The sequence below is a fragment of the Amycolatopsis sp. YIM 10 genome (assembly GCF_009429145.1).
Classification (GTDB): Bacteria; Actinomycetota; Actinomycetes; order Mycobacteriales; family Pseudonocardiaceae; genus Amycolatopsis.
The window spans coordinates 8,736,247-8,761,434 of the sequence record NZ_CP045480.1; the positions used below are offsets into that span (position 1 = coordinate 8,736,247).

At 69.1% G+C, this 25,188-nt stretch carries 23 protein-coding genes; 10 read left to right on the forward strand and 13 right to left on the reverse strand.

From position 1 onward, the window contains the following. Positions 1-3 precede the first annotated feature (3 nt). From YIM_RS40415 to YIM_RS40430, 4 genes are all read right to left on the reverse strand, one after another. Positions 4-936 carry a helix-turn-helix transcriptional regulator gene (locus tag YIM_RS40415; protein ID WP_194239910.1) on the reverse strand — a complete coding sequence of 311 codons (933 nt, stop codon included), beginning with the start codon at positions 934-936 and terminating at the stop codon, positions 4-6. 41 nt (positions 937-977) lie between these two features. Then, positions 978-1,169 (reverse strand): hypothetical protein, encoded by a 192-nt coding sequence (locus YIM_RS40420; protein WP_153035386.1) that lies wholly within the window; start codon positions 1,167-1,169, stop codon positions 978-980. A 428-nt stretch (positions 1,170-1,597) separates the two neighbouring features. After that, positions 1,598-1,852: a hypothetical protein gene (locus tag YIM_RS40425; RefSeq protein WP_153035387.1), complete on the reverse strand. Its 255-nt coding sequence runs from the start codon at positions 1,850-1,852 to the stop codon at positions 1,598-1,600. 85 nt (positions 1,853-1,937) lie between these two features. After that, positions 1,938-3,161, reverse strand: coding sequence for a helix-turn-helix transcriptional regulator (locus tag YIM_RS40430; RefSeq protein WP_153035388.1), 1,224 nt, complete (start codon positions 3,159-3,161; stop codon positions 1,938-1,940). Between the two features lie 324 nt (positions 3,162-3,485). Here YIM_RS40430 and cysD point away from each other — a divergent pair, with 324 nt between their 5' ends. From cysD to YIM_RS40445, 3 genes are read left to right on the forward strand one after another with little or no spacing between them, the layout of a single operon-like run. Next, on the forward strand, positions 3,486-4,388 hold the full coding sequence (gene cysD / locus YIM_RS40435) for a sulfate adenylyltransferase subunit CysD (protein ID WP_153035389.1): 903 nt from the start codon (positions 3,486-3,488) through the stop codon (positions 4,386-4,388). Then, positions 4,388-6,214 carry an adenylyl-sulfate kinase gene (cysC, locus tag YIM_RS40440; protein ID WP_153035390.1) on the forward strand — a complete coding sequence of 609 codons (1,827 nt, stop codon included), beginning with the start codon at positions 4,388-4,390 and terminating at the stop codon, positions 6,212-6,214. Before cysD ends, cysC begins: the two co-directional genes overlap by 1 nt. A 51-nt stretch (positions 6,215-6,265) precedes the next feature. Next, positions 6,266-7,447 carry an alpha/beta hydrolase gene (locus tag YIM_RS40445; protein WP_228004322.1) on the forward strand — a complete coding sequence of 394 codons (1,182 nt, stop codon included), beginning with the start codon at positions 6,266-6,268 and terminating at the stop codon, positions 7,445-7,447. Here YIM_RS40445 and YIM_RS40450 read toward each other — a convergent pair. Further along, positions 7,439-7,915 (reverse strand): cupin domain-containing protein, encoded by a 477-nt coding sequence (locus tag YIM_RS40450; RefSeq protein WP_153035392.1) that lies wholly within the window; start codon positions 7,913-7,915, stop codon positions 7,439-7,441. The genes YIM_RS40445 and YIM_RS40450 overlap by 9 nt on opposite strands. Positions 7,916-8,014: 99 nt before the next feature. Between YIM_RS40450 and YIM_RS40455 the strand changes: the two genes are divergently transcribed. After that, positions 8,015-8,917 (forward strand): LysR family transcriptional regulator, encoded by a 903-nt coding sequence (locus tag YIM_RS40455; RefSeq protein ID WP_153035393.1) that lies wholly within the window; start codon positions 8,015-8,017, stop codon positions 8,915-8,917. A gap of 273 nt (positions 8,918-9,190) precedes the next feature. After that, positions 9,191-10,009: a trypsin-like serine protease gene (locus tag YIM_RS40460; protein ID WP_153035394.1), complete on the forward strand. Its 819-nt coding sequence runs from the start codon at positions 9,191-9,193 to the stop codon at positions 10,007-10,009. Between the two features lie 61 nt (positions 10,010-10,070). Here YIM_RS40460 and YIM_RS40465 read toward each other — a convergent pair whose 3' ends face one another. From YIM_RS40465 to YIM_RS40500, 8 genes are all read right to left on the reverse strand, one after another. After that, entirely contained in the window at positions 10,071-12,557 is a 2,487-nt protein-coding gene (locus YIM_RS40465; RefSeq protein ID WP_153035395.1) for a DNA topoisomerase (ATP-hydrolyzing) subunit A, read from the reverse strand. A 25-nt stretch (positions 12,558-12,582) separates the two neighbouring features. Further along, a complete protein-coding gene (locus YIM_RS40470; protein ID WP_153035396.1) occupies positions 12,583-14,640 on the reverse strand; it encodes a type IIA DNA topoisomerase subunit B in 2,058 nt (685 codons plus the stop codon). Between the two features lie 165 nt (positions 14,641-14,805). Continuing rightward, positions 14,806-15,738 (reverse strand): hypothetical protein, encoded by a 933-nt coding sequence (locus YIM_RS40475; RefSeq protein ID WP_153035397.1) that lies wholly within the window; start codon positions 15,736-15,738, stop codon positions 14,806-14,808. Beyond that, positions 15,731-17,188, reverse strand: coding sequence for a sorbosone dehydrogenase family protein (locus tag YIM_RS40480; RefSeq protein WP_228004323.1), 1,458 nt, complete (start codon positions 17,186-17,188; stop codon positions 15,731-15,733). Before YIM_RS40480 ends, YIM_RS40475 begins: the two co-directional genes overlap by 8 nt. Before the next feature lie 119 nt (positions 17,189-17,307). Then, positions 17,308-18,504, reverse strand: a complete 1,197-nt coding sequence (locus tag YIM_RS40485; RefSeq protein ID WP_153035398.1) for an NAD(P)/FAD-dependent oxidoreductase — start codon at positions 18,502-18,504, stop codon at positions 17,308-17,310. Then, positions 18,501-18,695 (reverse strand): ferredoxin, encoded by a 195-nt coding sequence (locus tag YIM_RS40490; protein WP_153035399.1) that lies wholly within the window; start codon positions 18,693-18,695, stop codon positions 18,501-18,503. The genes YIM_RS40485 and YIM_RS40490 overlap by 4 nt, the downstream gene beginning before the upstream one ends. Positions 18,696-18,770: 75 nt before the next feature. Continuing rightward, entirely contained in the window at positions 18,771-21,095 is a 2,325-nt protein-coding gene (locus YIM_RS40495; protein ID WP_153035400.1) for a lanthionine synthetase LanC family protein, read from the reverse strand. Positions 21,096-21,196: 101 nt separating this feature from the next. Then, positions 21,197-21,562 carry a PH domain-containing protein gene (locus YIM_RS40500; RefSeq protein ID WP_153035401.1) on the reverse strand — a complete coding sequence of 122 codons (366 nt, stop codon included), beginning with the start codon at positions 21,560-21,562 and terminating at the stop codon, positions 21,197-21,199. A gap of 44 nt (positions 21,563-21,606) precedes the next feature. On the opposite strand from YIM_RS40500, the gene YIM_RS40505 reads away from it, so the two are divergent. From YIM_RS40505 to YIM_RS40525, 5 genes are all read left to right on the forward strand, one after another. Continuing rightward, complete coding sequence (locus tag YIM_RS40505; protein ID WP_153035402.1) at positions 21,607-22,950, forward strand: hypothetical protein; 1,344 nt, start codon at positions 21,607-21,609, stop codon at positions 22,948-22,950. 34 nt (positions 22,951-22,984) lie between these two features. Next, on the forward strand, positions 22,985-23,377 hold the full coding sequence (locus YIM_RS40510; protein ID WP_153035403.1) for a YchJ family protein: 393 nt from the start codon (positions 22,985-22,987) through the stop codon (positions 23,375-23,377). A 115-nt stretch (positions 23,378-23,492) separates the two neighbouring features. After that, on the forward strand, positions 23,493-23,954 hold the full coding sequence (locus YIM_RS40515) for a hypothetical protein (protein WP_228004324.1): 462 nt from the start codon (positions 23,493-23,495) through the stop codon (positions 23,952-23,954). A 161-nt stretch (positions 23,955-24,115) separates the two neighbouring features. Continuing rightward, positions 24,116-24,436 carry a DUF6235 family protein gene (locus YIM_RS40520; protein ID WP_153035404.1) on the forward strand — a complete coding sequence of 107 codons (321 nt, stop codon included), beginning with the start codon at positions 24,116-24,118 and terminating at the stop codon, positions 24,434-24,436. Between the two features lie 263 nt (positions 24,437-24,699). Continuing rightward, positions 24,700-25,185 (forward strand): DUF6423 family protein, encoded by a 486-nt coding sequence (locus YIM_RS40525; protein WP_194240373.1) that lies wholly within the window; start codon positions 24,700-24,702, stop codon positions 25,183-25,185. Positions 25,186-25,188: the final 3 nt, after the last annotated feature.

A 25,188-nucleotide genomic window follows, 5' to 3' on the forward strand; every position in this document is an offset into this window, starting at 1 on the left:
TGATCAGCGATGCTGTGGAAGTTGCCCTGGCATGACCGTGGCACTGAGTTGGCGAGCCAGTTGAGCGACGGTGTCTCGTCGGTTCGGGGCCGTTGCCGCGAGCTGGTCGAAGGCCGCGATTGCTCGTCGGGTTGTCTCGGCGTGGTGGCGTGTGAAGCGATATCCGGGCGCCTCGGAGAAGAGTTGTGGCGGAGCTGGCTTCCTGAAGTAGTAGAGCGTCGGGGAGAAGCCCAGCAGTACGTGACTACCGAGACCGAACGGCACGAGGTGGAGTTCGAGGTTCGGCAAGTTCGTGGCGAGGGCCCGCAGGTGGGTGAGTTGTTCGAGCATGACGGCGTCGTTGCCGATCTTGGTGTGTAGTACGGCCTCACCGAGGAAGCAGCGGTATCGCAATGGCGATCTGCCGGAAGGCTCGTGGAGAAGACGGGCGCGGTCGGCTTGGAAGCTCGCCAGATTCGCGACCTTGGCGGTGTTCGATTCGGTGCACGAGATCAGCGCTTCGGCGTAGGACTTCGTCTGCAACGGGGCCGGTATCAGCTCATTGGAGTAGTAGCAGGCGGCAACTGCCTGGGCCTCGAATTCCACGATTCGGCGAAGCTGCGGCGGAACCGCCGAATTGCTGTGGGTGCCGCGTGGTGTGCGCCTGGGCCGCTGCCGCACATGCGCCATGATCTGTGCTCGTTGAGCTGCTGGAACCGCGTACCTCTCCAGCAGACGTTCTGCTTCGGCGGGTTTCGGGTTCGAGCGCGCGTTTTCCAGATCGCCGATTTTCGAGGTGGTGCATCCGAGGATGTCGGCCGCTTCCTGGCGGGTGGCACCCGCCCACTCGCGGAGCTGTTTGAGCAGAGCGCCGAGATCAGGTCGATGCCCTTCCGGGGTGGTGATCGGCGTGGGCTTGGTACCGCAGTGCGGTTTCGGTGCGTGCTGGTTGCTCACTCGGCTCTGTTTCTGATGAGAAGGTGCGAGGCGGGCGCGGATTAGAAACGCTGGAGTTTCAGCAGCCGTCGTTGTAACCAGTCCGGCGATACTTCACACAGGGCCGCCGCTGCGTTGATGGCGTCGGGCGTGAGCCGGATCAGCTCGTTGCCGTAAGCCTTCGCCCACACAGCGAGCGGTTTCAGTTGCGGATCGTCGACATCTCGCAGGCGTGGGGCATGGATCACCTGCATTTTGCTGACCTTCCGTCGGCCACACGGTCGACACTGGCTGGCCGACCACCCGGCAGTAGTCCACGAGCCGGTCGAGCGGGATCTGACGTGTCCCCGACTCCCAGGCGCCGATCGTGCCAGCGGACGGCTGGCTCAACATGCGCTCGGCCACGTCCTCGCGGGAAAGCTTGAGTCCCACCCGCGCGATGCGCAGGTTTCGCCCGAGTTCGACCTGGAACGTCACGGGTGCCCCGGTTTCTGCGAATCGAGGGGCTCGCAGTCCGCTGCTACTTCGTCAGGCGTGGCCCATGGCGACGGCTTGAAGAGGCCCGCGGCCGCGAAGTCGTCCAGCACGGCTTGCGGCGAATCGTCGCGCGCCTCTCTGCCCGAGGTGTCGTCCACAGCGCGCCGTCGGATGTCGCGATCTCCCGCGCCGGAGTTGCCACTGCTCACCGGACGTCGTCCGCGTCCTCGGTCGGCCAGTCCGGACCGCACTCACCTCGACACTGCCGCTGGTGCAACAGGGCGTCGAAGATCGATCGGCCCACCGTTCGGCACCTGCGGCAGGACCGCCACCAGCGCAGCGCGGCGGCAAAGCTCGCCGGATCCTCCCACCGCGCCACCGGCAGTTCACCGACCGTCGGCAAATCCCCAGATGCCGGCGCCAGTTGCTCGGCACCGCCGAGCTCCAGTCTCGCACCCACCTCGCACACCTCCCGTGATCAGGAGGTGACGCTAAGATCGAGCCCGAGGGGCAGTGGGTACGTTTTGTACCCTCACTCGAACGCGCTAACTGGCGATTCCCACCCGGTCGCAGAGGTCGAGCACGTCCTCCCGCAGACCTGATGGCGGTCGTTTCCTCAGATCCAGCAGCATTTCCCGGGCGAAGCCGTTGTACCGGATGGTTTCTGACGCAGTCTGCTCGGAACGGTTCAGCAGCGCCCAGGCGGCAGCCTTCTCACCCCGTTGGTGATGCGCGCGGGCGATCTCGATCAGGTGCCGACTGCGCCGCGCCAGGGACGGGATGCTGTCGGGATCGAAGCGGTCAGCGGCGCGGAGCGCTTCGCCGGCGCGTCGCAACTCCACTCCGAGTGTGGTGGCGTGCGCCCCGAGCACAGCCTGGGAGAACGACGATTGCGTGTGCCTGTAGCCCGGTCCGAGTCGCTGTGCGACTTCGGAGGCTCGCTCCCAGTGCGCCCACGCGTCTCCATGCCGCCCGCGACGCGCGTGCACGTAGGCGATCTCCGCTTCGAGCGCGCCGACCATGCCGCGCCAGTCGTCTGGTCCGGACTCCAAGTAGGGCCGGAGTTGTCCAGCGGCATCGTCGGCGAGGCTGATCGCTTCGTCCCAGCGACCGGAATCTCGAAGTGCCTGCACCATGGCCCAGGCGCCACCGGCGATCACGTAGGGGTCGTCCGCCTCCTGGCCCTCGGTGAGCGCCCGGTCGGCGACCATCCACACCAGCTCCGGGGCGGGCTGGTAGGCCACGTAGAAGTCGGCGAGCTGGTAGACGCCAGCGAGAACGCGACGTGCGTCGCGTCGGTCATCACCGCGGATGGTGCGCGCGGCGAGTTGGGCGTCCCGGATCAAGCCAGGCAGCAAGGTGCCCAAGCGGGTCCGGTGATCCGGCGAGGAGTGTCGCACCATCCATGCGTCTCGGAGGCGGATGGCCAGGTGCGCCACATCCGGAGTCCGGTCGGTCGGCGTGACGCGGTACTCGGTGAGCGCGGCCCGCACTTCGGAAAGGGCGGCGTGCCGGTCACCGGCGAACACCGTCACCGGCACCGCGTAGCCATTACCGGTGAGCACCGCGAGATCCTTCAAGCCGAGCGCATCGGCGATCCGCAGCAGCATCTGCAGGCGGGGAACTTGGAGGCGTCCGTTCTCGACGGCCTTTACCCATTCGCCGCTCTTACCGACCAGCCCGCCAAGCACTGCCCTGGACATGCCGATCCGGTCGCGCTCGCGGAAAATCCTCTTGCCTATGGGCAAGTCGTCGTATGGCTGCGACATGATCGCTCACCTCTTCGCGGAGTCGACCTCTCCGCGGACCCCAGCCCGTCGACCGAGGGCGTGCAACTCCGCGAAAAGATACGCCGTCAGGCTACCTTCCGTACCGGCAAACATCACTACCAGTATCGAGGGCATGTCGGTCAGCAACCAAGCATACCGCCGACGAGCTGAGGCCTTACGGCTAGTGAGCCGGCAGCCGGACCCCGGCGTCACGAAGCCTCACCCGTGCGTCGACAACCGCAACCCGGGGTTGCCCATTGACCAAGCCACCACCCCGGTGGCAAATTAGAACACGTTCTACCCGATGGCGGAGGAGCGTGGTCGATGGCGGCGGGCACCTACCAGCTGACCCACCTGCGAGCGCTCGAAGCCGAAGCGGTGCACATCCTGCGCGAGGTGGCGGCCACCTTCGAGCGGCCAGTCCTCCTCTTCTCCGGCGGCAAGGACTCCGTGGTCCTCCTGCACCTGGCCACCCGCGCCTTCTGGCCCGCCCCGCTGCCGTTCGGGGTGCTGCACGTGGACACCGGGCACAACTTCGCCGAGGTGCTCGAGTTCCGCGACCGCACGGTGGCGGAACTCGGCGTACGGCTGGCGGTCGCCCGCGTGCAGGACGACATCGACGCCGGGCGCGTGGCCGACGAGCCCAGTCGCAACCGGCTGCAGACCACCACCCTGCTCCGGGCGATCAGCGAGAACAGGTTCGACGCGGTTTTCGGCGGCGCCCGTCGCGACGAGGAAAAGGCACGCGCCAAGGAGCGAGTGTTCAGCTTCCGCGACGAGTTCGGCCAGTGGGACCCTCGCAACCAGCGGCCGGAACTGTGGAACCTCTACAACGGCAAGCATCGGCCGGGCGAGCACATCCGCGTGTTCCCGCTGTCCAACTGGACCGAACTGGACATCTGGCAGTACATCGCGGACGAGTCGATCGAGCTGCCGCCGCTGTACTACGCGCACCGGCGGCAGGTCTTCCAGCGCGACGGCATGCTGCTCGCCGTCGGCCCGCACCTGAGCCCGCGCGCCGGCGAGCAACCGTACGAGGCGCTGGTCCGCTTCCGCACGGTCGGCGACGCGACCTGCACCGGGTGCGTCGCCTCGACCGCCGCGACCCCGGAGGCGGTGGTCGCCGAAGTCGCCGCGAGCCGGGTCACCGAACGCGGTGCCACCCGCGCCGACGACCGGATTTCCGAGGCGGGCATGGAAGACCGCAAGCGGGAGGGGTACTTCTGATGACCGAACTGCTGCGGATCGCCACCGCGGGCAGCGTGGACGACGGCAAGTCCACGCTCATCGGCAGGCTGCTGTTCGACTCGAAGGCCCTGTTCACCGACCAGCTCGCCGCGGTCGAGCGCACCAGCCGCGAACGCGGCGAGGACCAGCCGAACCTAGCGCTGCTCACCGACGGCCTGCGCGCCGAGCGCGAGCAGGGCATCACCATCGACGTCGCGCACCGCTACTTCGCCACGCCCAGGCGGAAGTTCATCATCGCCGACACCCCCGGCCACATCCAGTACACGCGCAACATGGTCACCGGCGCGTCCACCGCGGACCTCGCGCTCATCCTCGTCGACGCGCGCAAGGGCATTCTCGAGCAGTCGCGGCGGCACGCGTTCCTGGCTTCACTGCTGGGAATTCCGCACCTGGTGCTGTGCGTGAACAAAATGGACCTGGTGGACTGGTCGCGCGACCGGTTCGACGAACTGCGCGCCGAGTTCGGCCGGTTCGCCGCCAAACTGGACGTGCACGACCTGACCTTCGTCCCGATGTCCGCGCTCACCGGCGACAACGTGGTGCACCGCGGCACCGCGATGCCTTGGTACGAAGGAACTTCGCTGCTGCACCACCTGGAGGAGGTGCACGTCGCCTCGGACCGGAACCTGATCGACGCGCGGCTCCCGGTGCAGTACGTGATCCGGCGCCAGCAGGAGGACGGCTACTTCCGCGGCTACGCGGGCACGATCGCGGGCGGGGTGTTCAAGCCCGGCGACGAGGTGCTCGTGTTGCCGTCACGCACCAAAACCACCATTTCGGCGATCTCCGGGCCCGGTGGCGAGCCACTGGCCGAGGCGTTCCCACCGCAAGCCGTGACCGTGCAACTCGACGGCGAGCTGGACGTCGGCCGCGGCGACCTGATCTGCCGCCCGCGCAACCAGCCGCACGCGAGCCAGGAACTCGACGCGATGGTCTGCTGGCTGACCGACCGCACCGAACTCACCCCCGGCACGAAGTTCGTCATCAAGCACACCACGCGCAGCACCAGAACGCTGGTGCGCTCGGTCGACTACCGGCTGGACATCACCACCCTGCACCGCGAAGAGCACGCGGATTCGCTGGCACTCAACGAAATCGGCCGGATCAGCCTGCGCACGCAGGAGCCGCTGTTCTTCGACGAGTACCGCCGCAACCGGGCCACCGGCGGCTTCATCCTGATCGACGAGCAGACCGGCGGCACGGTCGCCGCCGGCACGATCCTCGCCCCGGGCGGCACCGCCGACGTGGTCTGGCAGGCGACCGCGGTGGCCAGGGAGGAACGCGGCACGCGTGGCGCCACGATCTGGCTGACCGGCCTGTCCGGCTCCGGCAAGTCGTCGGTGGCCGTGGAGATCGAGCGGCTGCTCGTCGACGCCGGGCGGCCCGCCTACCTGCTCGACGGCGACAACCTGCGGACCGGCATCAACGCCGGACTCGGCTTCGGTGCCGAGGACCGCGCCGAAAACGTGCGGCGGGCGGGCGAGGTGGCGAAGCTGTTCGCCGACGCCGGGGTGGTCGCCGTGGTTTCGCTGATCAGCCCGTACACCGCCGACCGGGCGAAGGTGCGGGCCGCGCACGAACTCGCCGGGCTGCCGTTCATCGAGGTTTTTGTGGACACCCCGCTGGAAATCTGCGAGGCCCGCGACCCGAAGGGCATGTACGCCAAGGCGCGTGCCGGGCAGATCACCGGTTTCACCGGCATCGACGACCCGTACGACGCCCCGGACGCGCCGGACATCGTGCTGCGCCCGGAGGACGGCGACCCGGCGGTGATGGCCGCACTCGTGCTTTCGCACCTGGATTGACCAGCGCCGCCCCCGCGCTCCCTTGCTATGTTCGACCGCAGGAGGTCGACGATGATCAAGGGGGAAGCCCTGCGCGCCCGGGTCGCCGCCATGCCGGGAGTGCACCGGCTGCGCCGTCCCATCGGCGACGGGCGCTCGTTCGACCTGCACTACGTGCGCGCCGGGCCACCGGGTGGCTGCCCGCTGCTGGTGGTGCCCGGCGGGCCGGGGCTGGCGTCGATCCTGCCGTACCACCACCTGCGCAAGGAGGCCGCCGCGCGCGGGCTCGACGTGGTGATGGTCGAGCACCGCGGGGTCGGGCTGTCGCGCACCGACGACAACGGCGACGATCTGCCGTTCTCCGCGCTGACCGTCGAGCAGGTGGTCGAGGACCTGGCCGCCGTGCTCGACGACTGCGGGGTGCGGCGGGCGGAGGTGTACGGCTCGTCGTACGGCACGTACCTCGCGCAGGGGCTCGGCGTGCGGCATCCCGGCCGCGTCCAGTCGATGGTGCTCGATTCGCCGATGCTGTCCGCCGACGACGACCACGCGCAGCGGGCCGCCCTGCGCGCGCTCTATCTCGACGGTCCGCTGGCCGACCTGCTCGACGCCGGGATCGTGGCGCCGGAGGAGACCGGGCAGGTGCTCCAGGTGGTCCACGAATTCGGTGGCAAGCGGCAGGTCGAGCAGCTGCTGAAGCTGATGGCCAGCGGTCGCGGCGAGGGTGTGTGGCAGTGGCTCAACGGGCTCGGCGAGCTGGAGACCACGAAGGTCAACCGGTTCGTGATGGAGTTCGACCTGGTCGGCGCGATCGCCTTCGGTGAGCTGGGATTCGCGCCGAAGCCGGACGGCAAGCCGCTCGACGTGAACCTCTGCTTCGCCGACCTGGCGCCGCGGTATCCGCCGTTCCGCGGGGAGCCGTTCGACCTGACCACCGCGCTGCGCCGGTTCCACTGGCCGGTGGCCGTGCTCTCCGGTGACAACGACATCCGCACCCCGCGCTCGATCGCCGCCCGCGTCGCTTCGCTGGCGCCGGACGGGGTTCTGGTGCCACTGGCGGACACCGGGCACAGCGCGCTCGACACGCACCGGCTCGCCGCGCTGACCGCCGCGCGGATCGTGGCCGCGGGCGGGCACCGGCGGCTGCCACGACTGGCGCCGCGGCTCGCCACGCTGCCGCGCCGGGGTCCGGGCAAGGTGCTCGGCAAACTGCTCACCGCCCGGCTCACCCTCGGCAGGCTCATTTCAGTGTGACCGGGCCTTGCGCCACTCCGGGCTGTCGACGTAGTGGTTGTCGAAGCGCTCCTGGGAGGCGCCGATCTCCTTCGGCTCGGTTTCACCGCGGTGCACGCGGTCGAGCAGGCGGTAGTAGTCGAACCGGCCCATCGCGGGGGCGAAGACAAAAAGCACGTCGGCTTCCTTGCCTTCTACGGCGCCGAACGCGTGCGGGGTGTGCGGCGGCACCACCAGCAGGTCACCCTTCTTGAGGATCACGACCTCCTCACCGAGCAGGACCTCCAACTCGCCGTCGAGCACGAAGAACAGCTCGGACGCCTTGGTGTGGAAGTGCGGTGGCGCACCGTCGGCGCCGGTGCGGAAGATCGTGCGGTTCGCGGTGAGTGCGCCGCCGGTGGTGCCGGTGTCGGCGAGCAGCTCGATCAGCGCACCGGGATCGCCGGTCAGGGTTTCGGCTTCGGTGGCGCGGACCAGGTGGTGGTTCATCGTGGCTCCTTCTTCGGTGATGACTCCACTCTCGCCGCGCTGAGCAGGCAGAACAATGTCGATCGACGCAACGCTCGATAACCTCTCTATTATCGATCCGTGGAACTGCGCGAGATCGAGATCTTCCTGGTGCTGGCCGAGGAGCTGCACTTCGGCCGGACCGCCGAGCGGCTGCGGGTTTCGCAGGCACGGGTGAGCCAGTCGATCAGGAAGGCGGAGCGGCAGATCGGCGCCCCGCTGTTCGAGCGGACCAGCCGCCGGGTCGCGCTGACCCCGATCGGCGAGCGCCTGCGCGGCGACCTGCGACCGGCCTACCGCCGCATCGAGGAAGGCCTCGCCCGCGCGAAGGCGGCAGGCCGCGGCGTCACCGGCGAGCTGCGCCTGGGCTTCGAAGCGCCCGGTGTCGCCGATCTGATCTCGTCCACTTTGGACAAGTTCCGCCAGGAGAATCCCGGGTGCGCGGTGCAGATCCGCGAAGCCGACTTCGCCGACCCACTCGCCATCCTCCGCGACGGCGAAGTGGACGCCCTGATCACCCTGCTCCCGGCAGACGAACCTGGCATCACCACCGGCCCGACTGTCTACAGTGAACCAATGGTGCTGGCGGTTTCGGCAAAGCATCCTTTTGCCCGCAAGGAATTCGTCACCCTGGAGGACCTGGCGCGCGACACCGTTCTCCGCGCGGCCCGCCCACCGGCCCCGTACTGGCAGGACGACCCCTGGTACACCCCGGACGGCCACCCCGTGCATCGAGGGGAACCGGTGCGGACCTCCCAAGAACTGCTCTCCGCCATCTCCACCGGTGCGGGCATCTGCCCGCTGGCCGCCCACGCCGCGGACTACTTCGCCCGTCCTTCACTGCGCTTTGCCCCCTTCCGGAACACTCCCCCGGTGCACTGGGGCCTGATCTGGCGCACCTCCGGCGAAACCACCCGAATCCGCGCACTCGCCGCAGTCGCCCAAGAGGATCTTCCGCGTCCGGAAACTTTCGCTCGGGAATGAATCTTCGCGCGAGTGTCAACCGTCGGTATTTCACAGTTTTAACGTGCCTGAAACCAGGGCCCGCGGCAGGGTACCGGGGCGGCCAAAGCCCGGCTGAAGTGTGGCTGACCTGGCCTGTTGGCCATGGCAAGTCACCCACAGAGACCAGTGGGCACGTTACCGGGAAAAAACCACCGGAAAGTCGGTACTTCCCGGGAATCAATTCTGCTGTAGTCAAACGGTCACACATCTCCTCCTCCTCCCGCACCCCGCGGACACCGGAAGGAATGCCCGATGAAGACCAGCAGGTGGGCCAGTCTGCTCAAAAAATCCGCGATCGTCGTGGCCGGCGCCGCGACGGCGTTCGGTCTCGCCACCGCGCCGGCGGTGGCCGCGCCCCCGACGCCGGACGGTGGCGTGCAGCCGACCGTGGTCGGCGGCACCCCGGCGGCGCAGGGCGAGTTCCCCTGGATGGTGCGGCTCTCGATGGGCTGCGGCGGCGCGCTGTACAAGCCGAACGTCGTGCTGACCGCGGCGCACTGTGTCAGCCGGACCGGCGCGAACACCAGCATCACCGCCACGCTCGGGGTGGTGGACCTGCAGAGCTCCAGCGCCATCAAGGTGAAGTCGACCTATGTGTACCGGTCGCCGACGTACCCGACCTCCACCGGTGGTGACTGGGCCCTGATCAAGCTGGCCTCGCCGGTGAACAACATCCCGACCCTGCCGATCGCGACGAACACCAGCTACAACAGCGGCACCTTCGACATCGCCGGCTGGGGCGCCGCCACCCAGGGCGGGGCGCAGCAGCGGTACCTGCTCAAGGCCAAGGTGCCGTTCATCAGCGACACCCAGTGCAAGTCGGCCGGTGGCAGCTACTCCGGCCTGATCGCCTCCGCCGAGATCTGCGCGGGCGTGTGGGCCACCGGTGGCACCGACACCTGCCAGGGCGACTCGGGCGGCCCGATGTTCCGCCGCGACGCCAACAACGCCTGGATCCAGGTGGGCATCACCAGCTGGGGCGAGGGCTGCGCACTGGCGCAGAAGCCGGGCGTCTACACCGAGGTGAGCACCTTCGCCTCGGCCATCGCCTCGGCCGCGAACAGTATCTAGCACCGGACAACACGACTGCGGCTTCCGGAGTGGCAACGCTCCGGAAGCCGCAGTCGTGGCATCAGCCTCGTTCGATCAGGTGGCCGACGACGTCCGGGCCGGGGTGCGCGGCGCCGGAACCATCCCGGCGCAGGTCCACTTCGGGGAGTTCGACCGGCGAACCGCTGGACGACGAACCCGCGGGACGCGGACCGATCCAGCCGACGGCCAACGCCGTTTCACCCTTCAGGAACCGGTGCGTGCGCACACCACCGGTCCCGCGCCCCTTCGCCGGGTACTCCTCGAACGGGGTGACCTTCACGCTCTGCCCGGTCGCGGTGACCACCATCGGCTCGCCGTGCTCGCCGTCATCGGTGCGCAGCGCGCCGAAGAAGACTACGTGCGCGTCCGCGCCCACGTTGATCCCCGCCATGCCGCCACCCTTGAGCCCCTGCGGCCGGACCAGCGACGACGCGTACCGCAGCAGTGAAGCCTGCGAGGTCAGGAAAGCCAGGGACTCCGAACCGTCGGTCAGCCAAGTCGCGCCGACCACCTCGTCACCGTCCTTGAGCGAGATCACCTCGAACTCGTCGGACCGCACCGGCCATTCCGGCGCGCAGACCTTCACCACTCCGTTGCGTGTGCCGAGCGCGAGCCCCGGCGAACCGGCCGCCTGCTCGCCCAACGGCGCCACGCCGATCACCCGCTCGCCCTTCTCCAGCGGCACCAGCTCACTGGCCGCCATTCCCCCGCGCAACGACACCGTGCCCACCTGCTCCGGCAGCACCGGCAACGGCAGCACGTCGGTCTTGAACGCCCGCCCGCGACTGGTGACGAGCAGGATCTGCCCGCGCGCGGTGGAGTGCACCACGGCGGCGACCGCGTCGTGCCGGGCGCGGCCGTTGCGGCGGCGGCCCTCCGAGACCTCCTCCGACTCGGCCGCGGTGCGCGCCACCAGCCCGGTGGCGGACAGGATCACCTGGCACGGGTCGTCGGCGACCTCCAGCGGCCCGGCCGGCTTCGAGGCGGCGAGCACCTCCTTGAGATCACCGTCGATCAGCGCGGTGCGGCGCTCGCTGGAGAACTCCTTGGCGATCTTGCCCAGTTCGGCGGAGACCACCTTCTTCAGCACGGACTCGTCTTCGAGGATCTTGGTCAGCTCCGCGATCTCCTCGCGCAGCTTGTCCTGCTCGGCCTCCAGCTCCAGCCGGTCGTACTTGGTCAGCCGGCGCAGCGGGGTGTCCAGGATGTAGGTGGCCTGGATCTCGGACAGCTTGAACTGCTGCATCAGGCCGTCCTTCGCGGCCTGCGCGTTCTCGCTGCCCCGGATCAGCTTGATCACCTTGTCGATGTTCAGCAGCGCCTTGAGCAGGCCCTCGACCAGGTGCAGCCGCTCCTCGCGCTTGCGGCGGCGGTACCTCGTCCGCCGGGTGACCACCTCGTACCGGTGCGCCAGGAACACCTCCAGCAGCGCCTTGAGCCCGAGCGTGCGCGGCTGGCCGTCGACCAGCACCAGGTTGTTGATGCCGAAGGACTGCTCCAGCGGGGTGAGCCGGTACAGGTCGGCCAGCAGCGCCTGCGGATTGACCCCGACCTTGCACTCGATCACCAGCCGGGTGCCGTTCTCGCGGTCGGTCAGGTCCTTGACGTCGGCGATGCCGGTGAGCCGCTTGGACTTGTTGACCTCGTCGGTGATCTTCTCGATGATCCGCTCGGTGCCGACGCCGTAGGGCAGTTCGGTGACGGTGATCGCCTGGCGGCCGCGGCTGCCCTCGAGCGGGCCGGTCTCCACCTTGGCGCGCATGCGGACCACGCCGCGGCCGGTCTCGTACGCCTTGCGCACCTCGTCCAGGCCGAGCAGCATGCCGCCGGTGGGCAGGTCGGGCCCCGGCACGAACTCCATCAGCTTGTCCAGCGTGGCGTTCGGGTGGTTGATCAGCCAGCGCGCGGCGGTGATCACCTCGAACATGTTGTGCGGGATCATGTTCGTCGCCATGCCGACGGCGATCCCGGAGGTCCCGTTCACCAGCAGGTTCGGGTACGCCGCCGGCAGCACCGACGGCTCGGCCAGCGAACCGTCGTAGTTGGGCCGGAAGTCGACGGTGTCCTCGCCGAGTTCGCCGACCAGGAGCATGGCTTCGCGCGACATCCGCGCCTCGGTGTACCGGCTGGCCGCCGGTCCGTCGTCCGGGCTGCCGAAGTTGCCGTGCCCGTCGACCAGCGGCACGTTCATCGAGAAGTCCTGCGCCATGCGGACCATCGCGTCGTAGATCGCGGTGTCGCCGTGCGGGTGGTACTTGCCCATCACGTCGCCGACCACGCGCGAGGACTTCACGTACGCGTGCGTGGGCCGGTAGCCGTTCTCGTTCATCGAGAACAGGATCCGGCGGTGCACCGGCTTCAACCCGTCACGCGCGTCGGGCAGGGCGCGCGAGTGGATGACCGAGTAGGCGTATTCGAGGTACGAGTCCTCGATCTCGGTCTTGACCGGGTTGTCGTAGACGTTCGCCCCGGCGCGGTCGAAGGCCGACGGGTCGATCTTGGTCGTGGTTCCCTTGCGGCGAGCCATTTCTCTCCTAGTAGATCGACGCGGGTCAGGCGTCGATGGCTTCCTGGTCGACCCGGTGCGAGGACTCGACGAGCCAGTTGCGGCGCGGTTCGACCTTCTCGCCCATCAGCAGTTCGAGCGCGGCTTCGGCGGCTTCGGCGTCGTCGAGGGTGATCCGGCGGACCGAGCGGGTGGCCGGGTTCATCGTGGTCTCCCACAGCTCGTCGGCGTCCATCTCGCCGAGGCCCTTGAACCGCGGCACCGGGGTGACGATCTGCTTGCCCGCCGCCTCCAGCCTGGCCACCGTGCTCTCCATCTCCCGCTGGGTGAAGGTGAAGATGGTCTCCGGGTTGCGGCCCTTGGTGACCACCTTGTGCAGCGGCGGCATCGCGGCGTAGAGCCTGCCGTCCTCGATCACCGGCCGCATGTACTTGGCGAACAGGGTGATCAGCAGGGTCCGGATGTGCGAACCGTCCACATCGGCGTCGGCCATCAGGATGACCCGGCCGTAGCGCATCGACGGCAGGTCGAAGGTGCGGCCGGTACCGGCACCGAGCACCTGCACGATGGAGGCGATCTCGGCGTTCTTCAGCGTGTCGCCGAGACTGGCCTTCTGCACGTTGAGGATCTTGCCGCGCAACGGAAGCAGCGCCTGGTATTCCGACACTCGGGCCATTCGGGCCGAGCCGAGGGCGCTGTCACCCTCCACGAGGAACAGCTCGGCGCGGGACACCCCGGTGGACCGGCAGTCGACCAGCTTCGGCGGCATCGCGGCGCCCTCGAGCGCGGTCTTGCGGCGCGCGGCGTCCTTCTGCTGCTTCTGGGTCAGCCGCACGCGCGAGGCGTCGACGATCTTCTGCAGCACCGTCTTGGCTTCGGTCTTGGTCCGGCGATCCTCGGTCCACGCCTTGATGTGGCGCTCGACCACACCCTGGATCACCTTGGTGATGCCCGCGGTGGACAGCTCGTCCTTGGTCTGCGAGGTGAACTGCGGCTCCGGGATGCGCACGTGGATCACCGCGGTCATGCCCTCGAGCACGTCCTCGATGGTCGGCGGGTCCTCCTTGGGCTTGAGCAGCCCGCGGGTCTTCGACACCGCCTCGTTGACCGCCTTCACCACGGCGCGGTCGAACCCGCGCTTGTGCGTACCGCCGTGCACGTTGCGGATGGTGTTGCTGAAGCACTCCACCGTGCGCTCGTACCCGGTGCCCCAGCGCAGCGCCACCTCCACCTCGGCGCGGCGCTCCACTTTGGACTGCATCACGCCGTTCTGGTCGGCGGCGTTCTCCCGGTAGGTGCCCTCACCGGTGATCAGCAGCGTGCCGGAGACCGGCTTTTCGTTGTCCGGGGCGAGGAACTCGACCATGTCCTGCAGGCCGTTGGGGAAGTGGAAGGTCTCCTCGCTGATCGAGTCGTCCACCGCGGTGCGCAGCACGTAGGTGACGCCGGGCACCAGGAACGCGGTGTTGCGCAGCTTCATCCGCACGGCCTCGGTGTCCAGCGCGGCGCCGTTCTCGAAGTAACGCGCGTCGTACCAGTACCGGATGGACGTCCCGGTGCGCTCGCCGCGCTTCATCTTGCCGGTCACCTGCAGGCCGGACCGCGGGGTGAACTTCGCCTTCGGGCCCGGCCCGTCGAACGTGCCCGGTTTCCCGTGCGCGAAGGACATCTGGTGGATCTTGCCGTCCTGCTTGACGGTCACGTCGAAGCGGTGCGACAGCGCGTTCACCGCCGAGGCGCCGACGCCGTGCAGGCCGCCGGAGGTCTTGTAGCCGGACCCGCCGAACTTGCCGCCCGCGTGCAGCCGGGTGAGCACCAGCTCCACCCCGGACAGCCCGGACTTGGCGTGCACCCCGGTGGGGATGCCGCGGCCGTCGTCGTCGACCTGGACGCTGCCGTCGGCGTGCAGGGTGACCACCACCTTCGTGGCGTACCCGGCGACGCCCTCGTCGGTGGAGTTGTCCACCACCTCGGAGAACAGGTGGTTGATGCCCCGGCTGTCGGTGGACCCGATGTACATGCCGGGCCGCTTCCGGACCGCTTCCAGACCTTCCAGATGGGTGAGGTCGTTTGCCCCGTACAGGGACTCGGCAGAAGCAGTCACAGGGTCGTTCTCCCAGCTCACGGCGTGCGAGGCACGCCTGATCTCGACATGGGCGGCGGCGCGCGGCGGCGTCTCACCCTACTCGAGACTAGCGGGCGCCCCCGACCATATGTTCGGTCGAGGGTGCCCGCGTGTCAGCTGTGTCGGCCTCGATAGAGCCCAGGATCACCCGCGCACGGCGCGATGGTACTGCGCCAGGACCTCCCAGCGCGTCACCGCGCGGTCGAGGAACATCAGGCTGTCGAACCCGCAGTCGCACGGGTTCGCCTCCCGCGTGTCCTGCGGGAAGCTGCCGCCGATCTTGATCCCGCGTGGATCGGTCGGCGAGCTGAGGTGCGGGCCGGGGCCGCCCAGCTCCCACGGGTCACCCGGGGTGACGTAGAACCCCGGCAGCGGCCTGCCGTTGCGGTAGAGCGCCATCTTCCCGGTGTCGAAGTCGAAGGTGGCGGCCAGGAACACCCACTCGTCCGGCGGCAGGATGCTCCGCCAGTCCTGCTCGGCGGCGAAGGTCTGTGACGCTCCGCTGTCGAGGCGGCGGCCGAGCGCGACCACCTTCAGTTCCCCGTTGACCTGGATCAGCTCCAGCAGCGCCCGCACGCCGTGCCCGTCGGATGTGCCGGAGAGCACACCGGCGAGGCCGACCGCGTTGTAGAAGTCACCCGGCGCCGGCGTGTTGGAGTTGGGGGCCGGGTTGTCCGCCGACATCCGGAACCAGCCCATCACCGTGGTCTGGCGGACCGCGTTGAACGCGCGCATGCTCGGCACGCCGGTCGGCGAGTAGACCCCGGCCTTCCAGTCGTCGTCGCCCGCGGTCTCCGGCGCGACCTGCTTGGTCGTCAGGTGCGTTCCGCTGGCCGGATGCGCGCCGCCGGGCACGCGCATCTCGGCGCCGCCGTTGACCAGGTCCAGCGTGGTGCCGGAGAAGCCCTGGTCCTGCTCGCGGGCCGGATCGCCGGGCACCGGGTGCTCGAAGTCGTAGTACGCGACGAGGTCCGGTTCCAGTGACGGCAGGACGTACTCACCCGCCGCCGAGGCGGGAGTGGTCAGCGAGAGGCAGCCGAGCACGGCGAGGGCACCCGCGAGCATCCGCCTAGACATGCTTCACGTCCTTGACTCGCCAGATCTTGCCGTTCGCCTTGGCCAGTACGAAGAGTTCGTCGGAACCGTCGACGCCGAACCTCAGGTCGATCCGTTTGTCCCCGGCGAAGTCGGCCATCGTCTTCTCGTTGCCCGCGGTGTCGAACAGGCGAAGCTGGTGCATGGTGGCCAACTTCCTGGCGCCGTGACGCATTTCGCCCGAGTCGGTGTACCAGACCCGGCCGTCCACCAGGTCGCCGAACAGGTACTTCCCTTGCAGGAACGGGATGTTGTCGCCGCGGTAGACAAAACCACCGGCCACCGCGTGCCCGCTGTCGGCCCCGCACGGCAGGCCCGGCGGCGGGTCGTGGTCGTAGGCGGCGACGGGATAGGTGTAGCGGTACTTCGCGTCGTCGGCGGGCAGCGGGTAGAGATTGCACTTGTCGGATCGCTTGAACACGAACGGTCCTTCGCGCTCGCCCCAGCCGAGATTGTCCCCGGCGCGCACGTCGTAGATGGACTCGATCTCGTGCTCGCCGATGCTGCCGACGTAGAGCCGGTTGCGGCCGCCGGTGTCGAAGCTGAACCGGTGCGGGTCGCGGAAGCCGTAGGCGTAGATCTCGCCGAGCGCGCCTTCCTTGCCCACGAACGGATTCGCCGCCGGGATGCCGTACTTGCCGTTCTGGCTGTCATTGCCGAGCGGATCGATGCGCAGGATCTTTCCCTGTGGCACGGCGAGGTTCTGCGGATCGTCGCTGCTCACCCCGCGACCACCGTCGCCGACGGCGAGATAGAGCAGGCCGTAGTCCTCATCGCCCGGCTTGGCCACCGGGTTGAAGCCGATCTGCTGGATCGCGTGGATGTAGCTCATGAACCCGAGCCGCAGCATTTCCCGTTTCCTGCCGGTGAAAACCGGCGCCGACGGGTCGTCGGCCGTCCACTCGGTGATCACGCTGTGGATGACCGTCTTCGGCTGCGCCCACAGGTCCGGTGGTTTGGTGGTCAGCGCGGCGTCGGCCTCGGTGTGCGTGGTGTAGAAGCGGCCGTTCTCGGCGAACTCCGGGTCGAAGGCGACAAAGCCGAATCCGCTGCCAAGGCCGCGATGCGACCAGAAGTCGGGTTCGAAGGTGCTGCCCACATCCAGATAGACCTGTGGAACACCGTTCTGGAGCAAGTACATCCTGCCGTTGAGGTCCGGCACGTAGAGCCGCCCGGAGCCGTCGGGGACCTCACCGACGTAGTTGATCCGCGCGTGGCGCTTGATCCGGTTGTCCGGGGTCGGCGGAACCGCCTCGGACTTCGGCATCTGCACCATTTCCTCGAGCACCAGGCCGAAATCGGCCAGCGCCGGGTCCTCCGGGAACGGATCGATGATGGGGTCGTCGTCCTGCGCGAGTGCGGGCGGCGCGGCCAGCGACAGCACCGTGAACACGGTGAGCAACCAGCGCGCCGGCCTGAAGCGTCCGCTCAACTCAGCTACCTCCCACGACGTCGTGAAAGCGCTTTCAAAGGCCAGCGGGAGCAGACATTACCGATCCGGGGCACTTCAGGGCAAGCAGCGCGGACAGAGCTGTCCGATTACGGACAGGTCTATTTAGGACTATCGGCGAACGCTTCGTCCCAACCGGACCCGGCGGCGAGCAGCGCGCGCCACTGCCGCACGGACTTCGCGCGGCGCACGCCGAGCACACCGGTCAGCCGGTTTCCCTTGCGGTACAAGGCGACGAACGCGCCGTCGGCGATCGCGCCCTCGACCACCCTGATCTCGTCGGCACCGCGGAGCAGGCCGAAGGCGGTGAGCTTGGTTTCGTACTGGTCCGACCAGAAGTACGGCACCGGGGTGAACGGTTCGCCCGCTTGGCCCAACAGCGCCCTGGCCACGTACAGGCCCTGTTCGGTGGCGTTGGTGCGGTGCTCCAGGCGCACGCGGACGCCCGCGTGCTCGTGGAACCAGGAGGCCACGTCACCGGCGGCGTACACGCCCGGCGCGGCCGAGCACCGGGAATCGCACTCGATCCCGTCACCCAGGGTGAGCCCCGAACCGGCCAGCCAGCCGGTCGATGGCACCGAGCCGATCGCGACCACGACCAGGTCGCAGGGCAGTTCCGTGCCGTCTTCGAGCACCACCGCCTCGACCTCACCCGCGTTCGCCTTGAAGTCGCGGACGGCGGCACCGGGGCCGGTGCGCAGGTGCACCCCGCGCTCGCGGTGCAGCCCGGCGACGAACTCGCCGACCTCCGCGCCGACCGCGACGCCGAGCGGCACGGGCTCCGGCTCGACCAGCCACACCTCGGCCTCCAGCGTGCGCGCGGCGGCGGCGATCTCCGTGCCGAGGAACCCGGCCCCGATCACCACGAGCCGCGTTCCGGGGCGGAGTTCGGCACGCAGCGCCAGTGCATCTTCGAGGCTGCGCAGCATGCGCACACCACGCAGGCCCTCGGTACCGGGCAGCGGGCGCGGCCCGACGCCGGTGGCGAGCACCAGCTGCTCGTACGGCAGCTCGGTGCCGTCGGCCAGGCTCAGTCGCCGGGCGGCCACGTCCAGCGCCGCCGCGGGCGTGCCGAGGCGCAGGTCGAGCCCCAGGTCGTCGGCCTTGTCCTGGCCGCACAGGCGGATCCGGTCGGCGTCCCACTGCCCGGTGAGCACCTGCTTCGACAGCGGCGGGCGGTCGTACGGCAGTTCCGGTTCGGCGCCGACCAGGGTGAGCGCACCGTCGTAGCCGTTGCGGCGGAGTCCTTCGGCCGTGGCGAAACCGGCGGCCGAAGCGCCGACAACGACAACGCTCACTCGGTGACTTCGATCGTGGCGGTCGGGCAGACCGACGCCGCCTCGCGCACCGCCTGGTGGTGCTCGGGTGCCGGCGACTCCTCCAGCACCACGACCAGGCCCTCTTCGTCGTCCTGGTCGAACACGTCCGGTGCGGCGAGCACGCACTGGCCCGCACCACAGCAGCGGTCGCGGTCGATCGTGATCTTCATCGGCGCCTCCAAGTCCTTCGCTACCGGACATTGTGCCCACAGTGACGTCGAAACATACCTAGGGCCCGGCTCGACTCACACGCTATCGCGATTCGGGGTGACCCGGAGTGATCGCGGGGGCGGCGACCACTCCGGGCTCCACGGCCGGGCCCCCGCCCGTCCGTGAAGTCTGCGAAGGAAGCTGAGCACCCCGGCGGCGCCGTACGCCCAGCCCGCCTCACCGGGGAAAACCGGCTTCCGATAGCTGCCGCCGGAGCGCAGCAGGATCAGCTCCGCGATCCGGACGGCCCCGGCCCAGAACTCCTCGTCTCCGGTGGCCAGCGCGACGTCGGCGAGTGTTTCGCCGATCCCCGCGAGCCCGTGGACCTGCGAAACCGACGGGACGCGCGGAGCCGCGGTCAGGCAGGCCCGCGCGCCCTCCTTGGCCAGTTCGAGGTAGCGGTCCTCGCCGTAGGCCCGCGCGGCGGCCAGCAGCGGCGGGATCAGCCCGGCCAGGCCCTGCCACCAGTCCGCCCCGGCGGCGGGCGCGGTCCGGCGGCGCAGCACCCGCGTCCGCTCGGCCACCTCGGCCAGCAGCCGGTCGAACAGCCGGAGCGCGGCGGTGCCGGTGGCCGGGTCACCGGTGGCCCGGTGGTGCGCGAGCAGGAAAACGGCGACCCCGGCCCGCCCGCGGGCGAAACCACGCTCGGTACCGGTATCGGTCAAGGCCCGGCGGGCGCACTCGTCGGCGATGGTGAAGTTCTCCGACCGCTCGGCCACCGACTGCAGGAGCAGGTGCCCGATGCCGATCCCGGCCACCCCGTGCACGTAGTCCGCGGCCTCGTGCTCGGCCAGTTCGAGCGGTTCCACCGGCAGTCCGGCGGTGCCAAGGAACAACGCGGTGCCGGTGCGGCCGGAGAACAGGCCGTTCGGCGGTGACACCGGGGGCGGGTGCTCGGTGACCCGGTGCGCGAGCGCCAGCGCGGCGGCCACGCCGCCGGGATGGTGCAGCAGTTCCATGCCGAGCCCGGCCGCCCCGCGGTAGACGTTCGTGGCGAGCGGCTCGTCCTCCAGCGCGAGCTCGGCGTGGCGCACGCATTCGGCCACGGTGTGCTCGATGACCGACTCCAGCAGGTCGCCGGTGATCTCCGGTTCGGCGGCGGTGGGCGGGACCGCGCGGCGGCGCCTGCCCGCGCGGATGTCCTCGACCGCGGCCACGCGCTCGGCGGGATCGAGGCTGAGCAACCGCGGCACCAGTCCGCCGGATTCCACCCGCCGGTACGCCAGCAGCGTGCGGTCGAGGTTCCGCAGCGGATCCGGGTCGGCGGTCACCGGCTCCAACCCGGTGGCGGCGAAGAACAACGTGGCGCCGAGGGAGAAGTAGTCGTCCTCGGGCACCGCCGCGCGATCGCCGCACTGGTCCGGCACGCTGTAGCCGGGGGTCCAGCCGGGCAGCTGGTAGCCGTCGTACCGGCTGGTGCCGAAGTCGATCAGCGTGCAACCACGTTCGGAGAGCACGATGTTCTTCGGGGAGAGGTCGCGGACCACCACTCCGCGTTCGTGCACCGCGTCGAGCACGGCGACCAGCCGCGCGGCCAGCGGCCCGATGCGCCGGAACCTTCCGGCTTCGGCGAGGCTCTTCGCACCCGCGTCGCTGGTGACCAGGTACTCGTTCTCGTCGATGCGGAAGTGGTCGAGCAGGTCCGGCACCCCGGCCACCCCGGTCAGCGCCTGGAGCACCCGGCGTTCGTTGCGCAACTGCCAGCGCAGGTCGATGCCCTCCTCGTCCTCGCCGACGAAGGCGGCGGCCCGCTTGAGCACCACCGCGTCGCCCGCCGGGCTCAGCGCGCGGTAGATGTTCCCGGCCGGGCCGGAAACCAGGCGGTAGCGGCCGATCCGCTCGGACTCGACGACCGGATCGTTGCGGTGGAACGGGTCCCGCGCCGCGCCCGGATCGCGCACCACCGGCCGGAGGTCGCCGTATTCGTCCACATCGAACTGCGGGGCGAAGGCGCCGAAGCGGTAGTACACCGGAGCGTCCTGGCGGAACCGGCGCGCCCCGGTGACTTCGGGTGCGGCCAGCCCGGTCAGCGCCGCGGCCAGCTCGGTCGCCAGCCGGACCGCCACCTCGTCGGCGGCGTGCACGATCAGCGCGTGCCCGGTGGTGGCCGGGTCACCGGCGTTCAGCTCGCGCAGCACGCCCGCCGAGCGCACCACGCGGAACTCGCAGTCGGCGGCGAGCAGGATCGGCAGCGCGAGTTCGAGGGTCTGGCCGAGGGTGACCGGCCGGGCCGAGACGTGAATCTTCCAGCCCTGTGCGGGAATCGTGCCGTTGCCCCGCACCCCGGCCCAGTTCCCGCGCACGGTGATCCGCCTCCCGGCGGCGATCTCCCCGAGCCGGTCGAGCAGTTCTTCTGTCATTTCGGTGCGCTGCCCCCTCTCCCCGGAATTCCCGCACATCGGGGAGAGGCAGTCCAGGCACCGAACGGTCCAACACGGACCTGACAAATAACACCGGTCGGTCAGCGCGTGATGTGCCAGAGGATCGCGTTGTGCGCGTGGTGGGCCTTGTCGTGCCCGCGGAACTCGACCTCGTGCACGTTCGCGCCCGCGGTCACCGCGATCGCGCTGGTGCTGAAGAAGCCACCGGTCCAGCTCTTGTTCGACACCACGGCGACGCTGGTGATCTTCGCGTACGGCAGCGAGACGAGCGCGGTCTTCTTGCCGACGAACGACTTGTCCTGCACGATCACCCGCCGGTCGGTGATGCCGATGAACCCGGTGCCCGCGCCGATGGCGTCGTAGACCGCGATCACCTTCTCCCCCTCCAGCAACCCGCTGACGATCTGCTCGTACTGCCCCCGCCTGTCGAACACCGGCTGGCTCATCGGAAACCCCCTCGTCGGCTTGATCTTCACCGTACCGTTGAACCATGGGGAGTGACGACGTCCGTGAGTTGATCATCTCGGGCTCGTTCGCGCGGCTGCGGGAACGCGCGTACGCCGGGAACACCGTCGCCGCGGAAATGCTCGACGACCTGGGCGCCCTGCTCGGCTGGGAGAACGAGCTGCCCGCGCTCGAAGCCGCCGGCAACGCCTACGCGATCCGGCGGATGGCCGTGCAGCGCTCGTTCCACGACGAACTGAGCGGGCTCCGCGCGCTCGCCGATCGGGGACACCGTCCTTCGGAGGAGATCCTCGTCCGGCGGCTGGTCGACAAGGAGGCGGTCGACGAACTGCGAGCCAGGGCGGACGCCGGTTCCCACGACGCCGGCCGGGAACTGCCCTGGCTGCTCGTCCGGCTCGGCAGGCTGGACGAGGTGCGCGCGAGCGCCGACGCGGGCGACCACTGGAGCAGGCAGTGCTACGTCGAGCACCTGCTGCGCAACGGCGAGGTCGCCGAGGTCGAGCGCCGGGCCCACGAGGGCGACTCGGCGGCGGAGACCCAGCTCGTCCGCCACTACGAGCGCCACGGCGAACCGGACAAGGCGATCGAGCTGCTGCGGCGCGGGTCGGGCGGTCACCGGCTGGAGGACCTGCTCGCCGCACACGGCCGCGTGGACGAGCTGCGCGCGCTCGCCACCACCAGCCGCAACGCGCAGCGAGAACTGGTCGAGCTGCTGGCGAAGCGGGAGGATCTGGCCGGGTTGCGCGAGTTCGCCGACGCCGGAGACCTCAAGGCCAGGGATCGGCTGATCCACTTGCTGGGCAGGCGGCAACTGACCGACGAGCTGCGGCCGTACGCCGAAGCGGGTCACACCTGGGCCACGATCCACTGGATTTCGGCCTTCTACCAGCAGGGTGACGAGCAGACGCTGCGCCGGCTGGCGGCCGAAGGCTGGGACCGGGCCGAATCGATGCTGGTCAGGCTGCTCCGCGAGCAGGGGCGCGACGAGGACCTGCGCCGGTACGCGGAGTCCGGTTCCGAACGGGCACGAAGCGAACTGGACGGCCGGGCTCGTCTGGCCGCCAAACCACCCCCACCACCGAAGCCGGATCTCGACACTCTCCGCGCCCGGGCGATGGAAGGTGGGCACGATGGCGCGTGGCGCAACTATCTGGGGGCGCTGGTCGAACAGGACCGCGCCGACGAACTCCGCCGGCTGGCCGATGCCGGTCACCCCGGCGCGGCCTACCACCTCGCCCAGTTGCTGAAGCAAAAACGCCTGGTGCGGGAGCTGGCCGACCGCGCACAGGCCGGGGACGCCCACGCCGGGCGGGCGTTGCTCGCCGTGCTCGACCCGCCCCCGAGCGAGGAGGACCGTCCGGACTACTGAACCCGCGAAGAAACCACTGTGGTGCAATCACCGCATGTCGCGAAAGAGCCGCCCCTGCCCGTGTGGATCGGGTGAGCCGTTCCCCGGTTGCTGCGGGCGCCTGCACGCGGGCGAGGCCACCGCGGCCACCGCCGAGCAGCTGATGCGGTCGCGGTTCAGCGCGTTCGCCGTCGCCGACGCGGACTACCTGCTGCGTACCTGGCACCCGGACACCCGTCCGGCCTCGATCGAGTTCGACCCGGCACAGCGCTGGACCTCACTGGAGATACTCGGGCACACCGGTGGCGGCCTGCTGCACACCGAAGGCACGGTGGAATTCGTGGCGCGGTACCGGATTCACGGGCATGACGGCGAGTTACGGGAGAACAGCAGATTCCTCCGCGAGGGTGGTCAGTGGCTGTACCTGATCGCACTAGCCGAGCGGTAACGCGAAAAGAATTCGTCCTACCTCTTCGAGTGAAATCCCCCGGCCCGCATTGCACTTCCGTTCAGCGGCAATACCGTAAAAATCGGACATCCACGGTCTTGGACGGGAGGCGGACATGTCGTCGAGCACGGCACCGGAAAACGCGACGGGCAGCCAGGCGCCCGCCGAGGACGACGACGGCATCAAGGACTTCCGCCTGCGCTGGACGCTGACCGGGCCGAAGAGCGGCAGCGTGGAGTTCGAGATCGCCGGCCTGCTCAGCCTGTACAACGACAACCACAGCTACCTCATCGACGGCAGGCTGCGCATCGTCGGCGGGCACGCCTACTACCGCGAAATCGGGAATCCGCGCATGTTCGTCCGGCGCAACGGCGGTGAGGCCAGCGGCCGCCAATGGGGCTGGGACCTGATCAGCGGAAAACGCACCTGCGAAAAACTGTGCACGATGGAAACCTATTTCCAGCGCATCGGTTACTGGGCACCGTCGGACCGCAGTCTCATTCTTTCCATCGGCGCCGAGCAGGGCTGGTCCAAGCGGACCCGGTTCAGCCCGCCGATCGAAGTCCGCATGTGCTGAGCCCGCCCGGAAGGACGCAAGATCGAAGAAGACTCCCGGTGACCGGTGGAGCACCATGGGTAGGTGCACGCGGGTGGGGTCGGGAGTGGGTGGCTTCGGGGCGTGCGTCGCTGTGCTCCGTTGTCAGGATCGGCTGGAGCCCGCTGGAGGAGGCCGGCCAGATGACCATGAGCGCGAGACTGCGGTCCGGGATGCGGGTGATCGAGCACTGGGCCGCCGATGCCTACCAGGCGGAGAAGAACGCGCTGTACACGGCGTTGTTCACGGTGCTGGACGGTTCGGTGTTCCGCACCTACGAGATCATCGACGACGAGGAACGGGCCGAGGAGTTCTACGTCCGGGTCCGGCCGAAGCTGCTGATCAAGATCAGGCTGCACCACTTCGACTCGTTCGGCGTGGTGTTCATCGGCACCCCCGAGGACGCCGGGCTGCCGGTGGCTCCCCCGGAGGCTCCGCCCGAGGCACCGCCGGCCGCGGCTTAGGCCGAACCGCCCCGCGGACGATAGGCCGAACGGACCAGTCGCGGCCGCGCCGGGATGAGGATTTCACATTCTCACATGAGGGCCAATCACACCTATAACCGACTCCTTGACAGCCCCCTGACCGTGTGAAACTCTTTGTTTCGGTTGACAAATGGGGCGTTCTTCGCCGGGAATTGCGAGGAGTAAATAAAATGGAGTCACCGGAAAACCCGGAATTTCCCGGCCTCGACGTTTCGGGCCGCGTGCGCGCGCGTGACATTCAAATGGCGGGCGTGGCCGACGTGGCCCGCCGGGTGCTGATGATCACCGGCGCGATCGACACCACCGACCACGACGTGTCGGTCACGGTGAACCTGCCCGAGCCCGGCCGGTGGCAGATCATCAAGTCCGAGACCAACCTGACCGACAAGACCTGGGTGGCCATGCAGGTCACCACCGACGAGGACTCCACCATCGTCAACGACGCCGACACCATGCTGATGTCGCGTCAGTTCTCGAAGACCTTCATGACCCCGGACCAGCGGCGGGTGACCTTCTACGACGGTGAGGTCCGGCCCGGCGAGGCGGTGCTGAAGGTCTACACGCTGGAGACCGGCGGCACGAACCCCGCCTACGCCTACTCCCGCTACAGCCCGATCGCCACCGACAGCGCCGAGAAGTCGGCCGAGACGCTCGACGGCCTGATCACCAACGGCATGCCGCAGCGCCAGGTGGTCGAACTGATCGTGCCCGTGACCATCGTCGGGTGATTC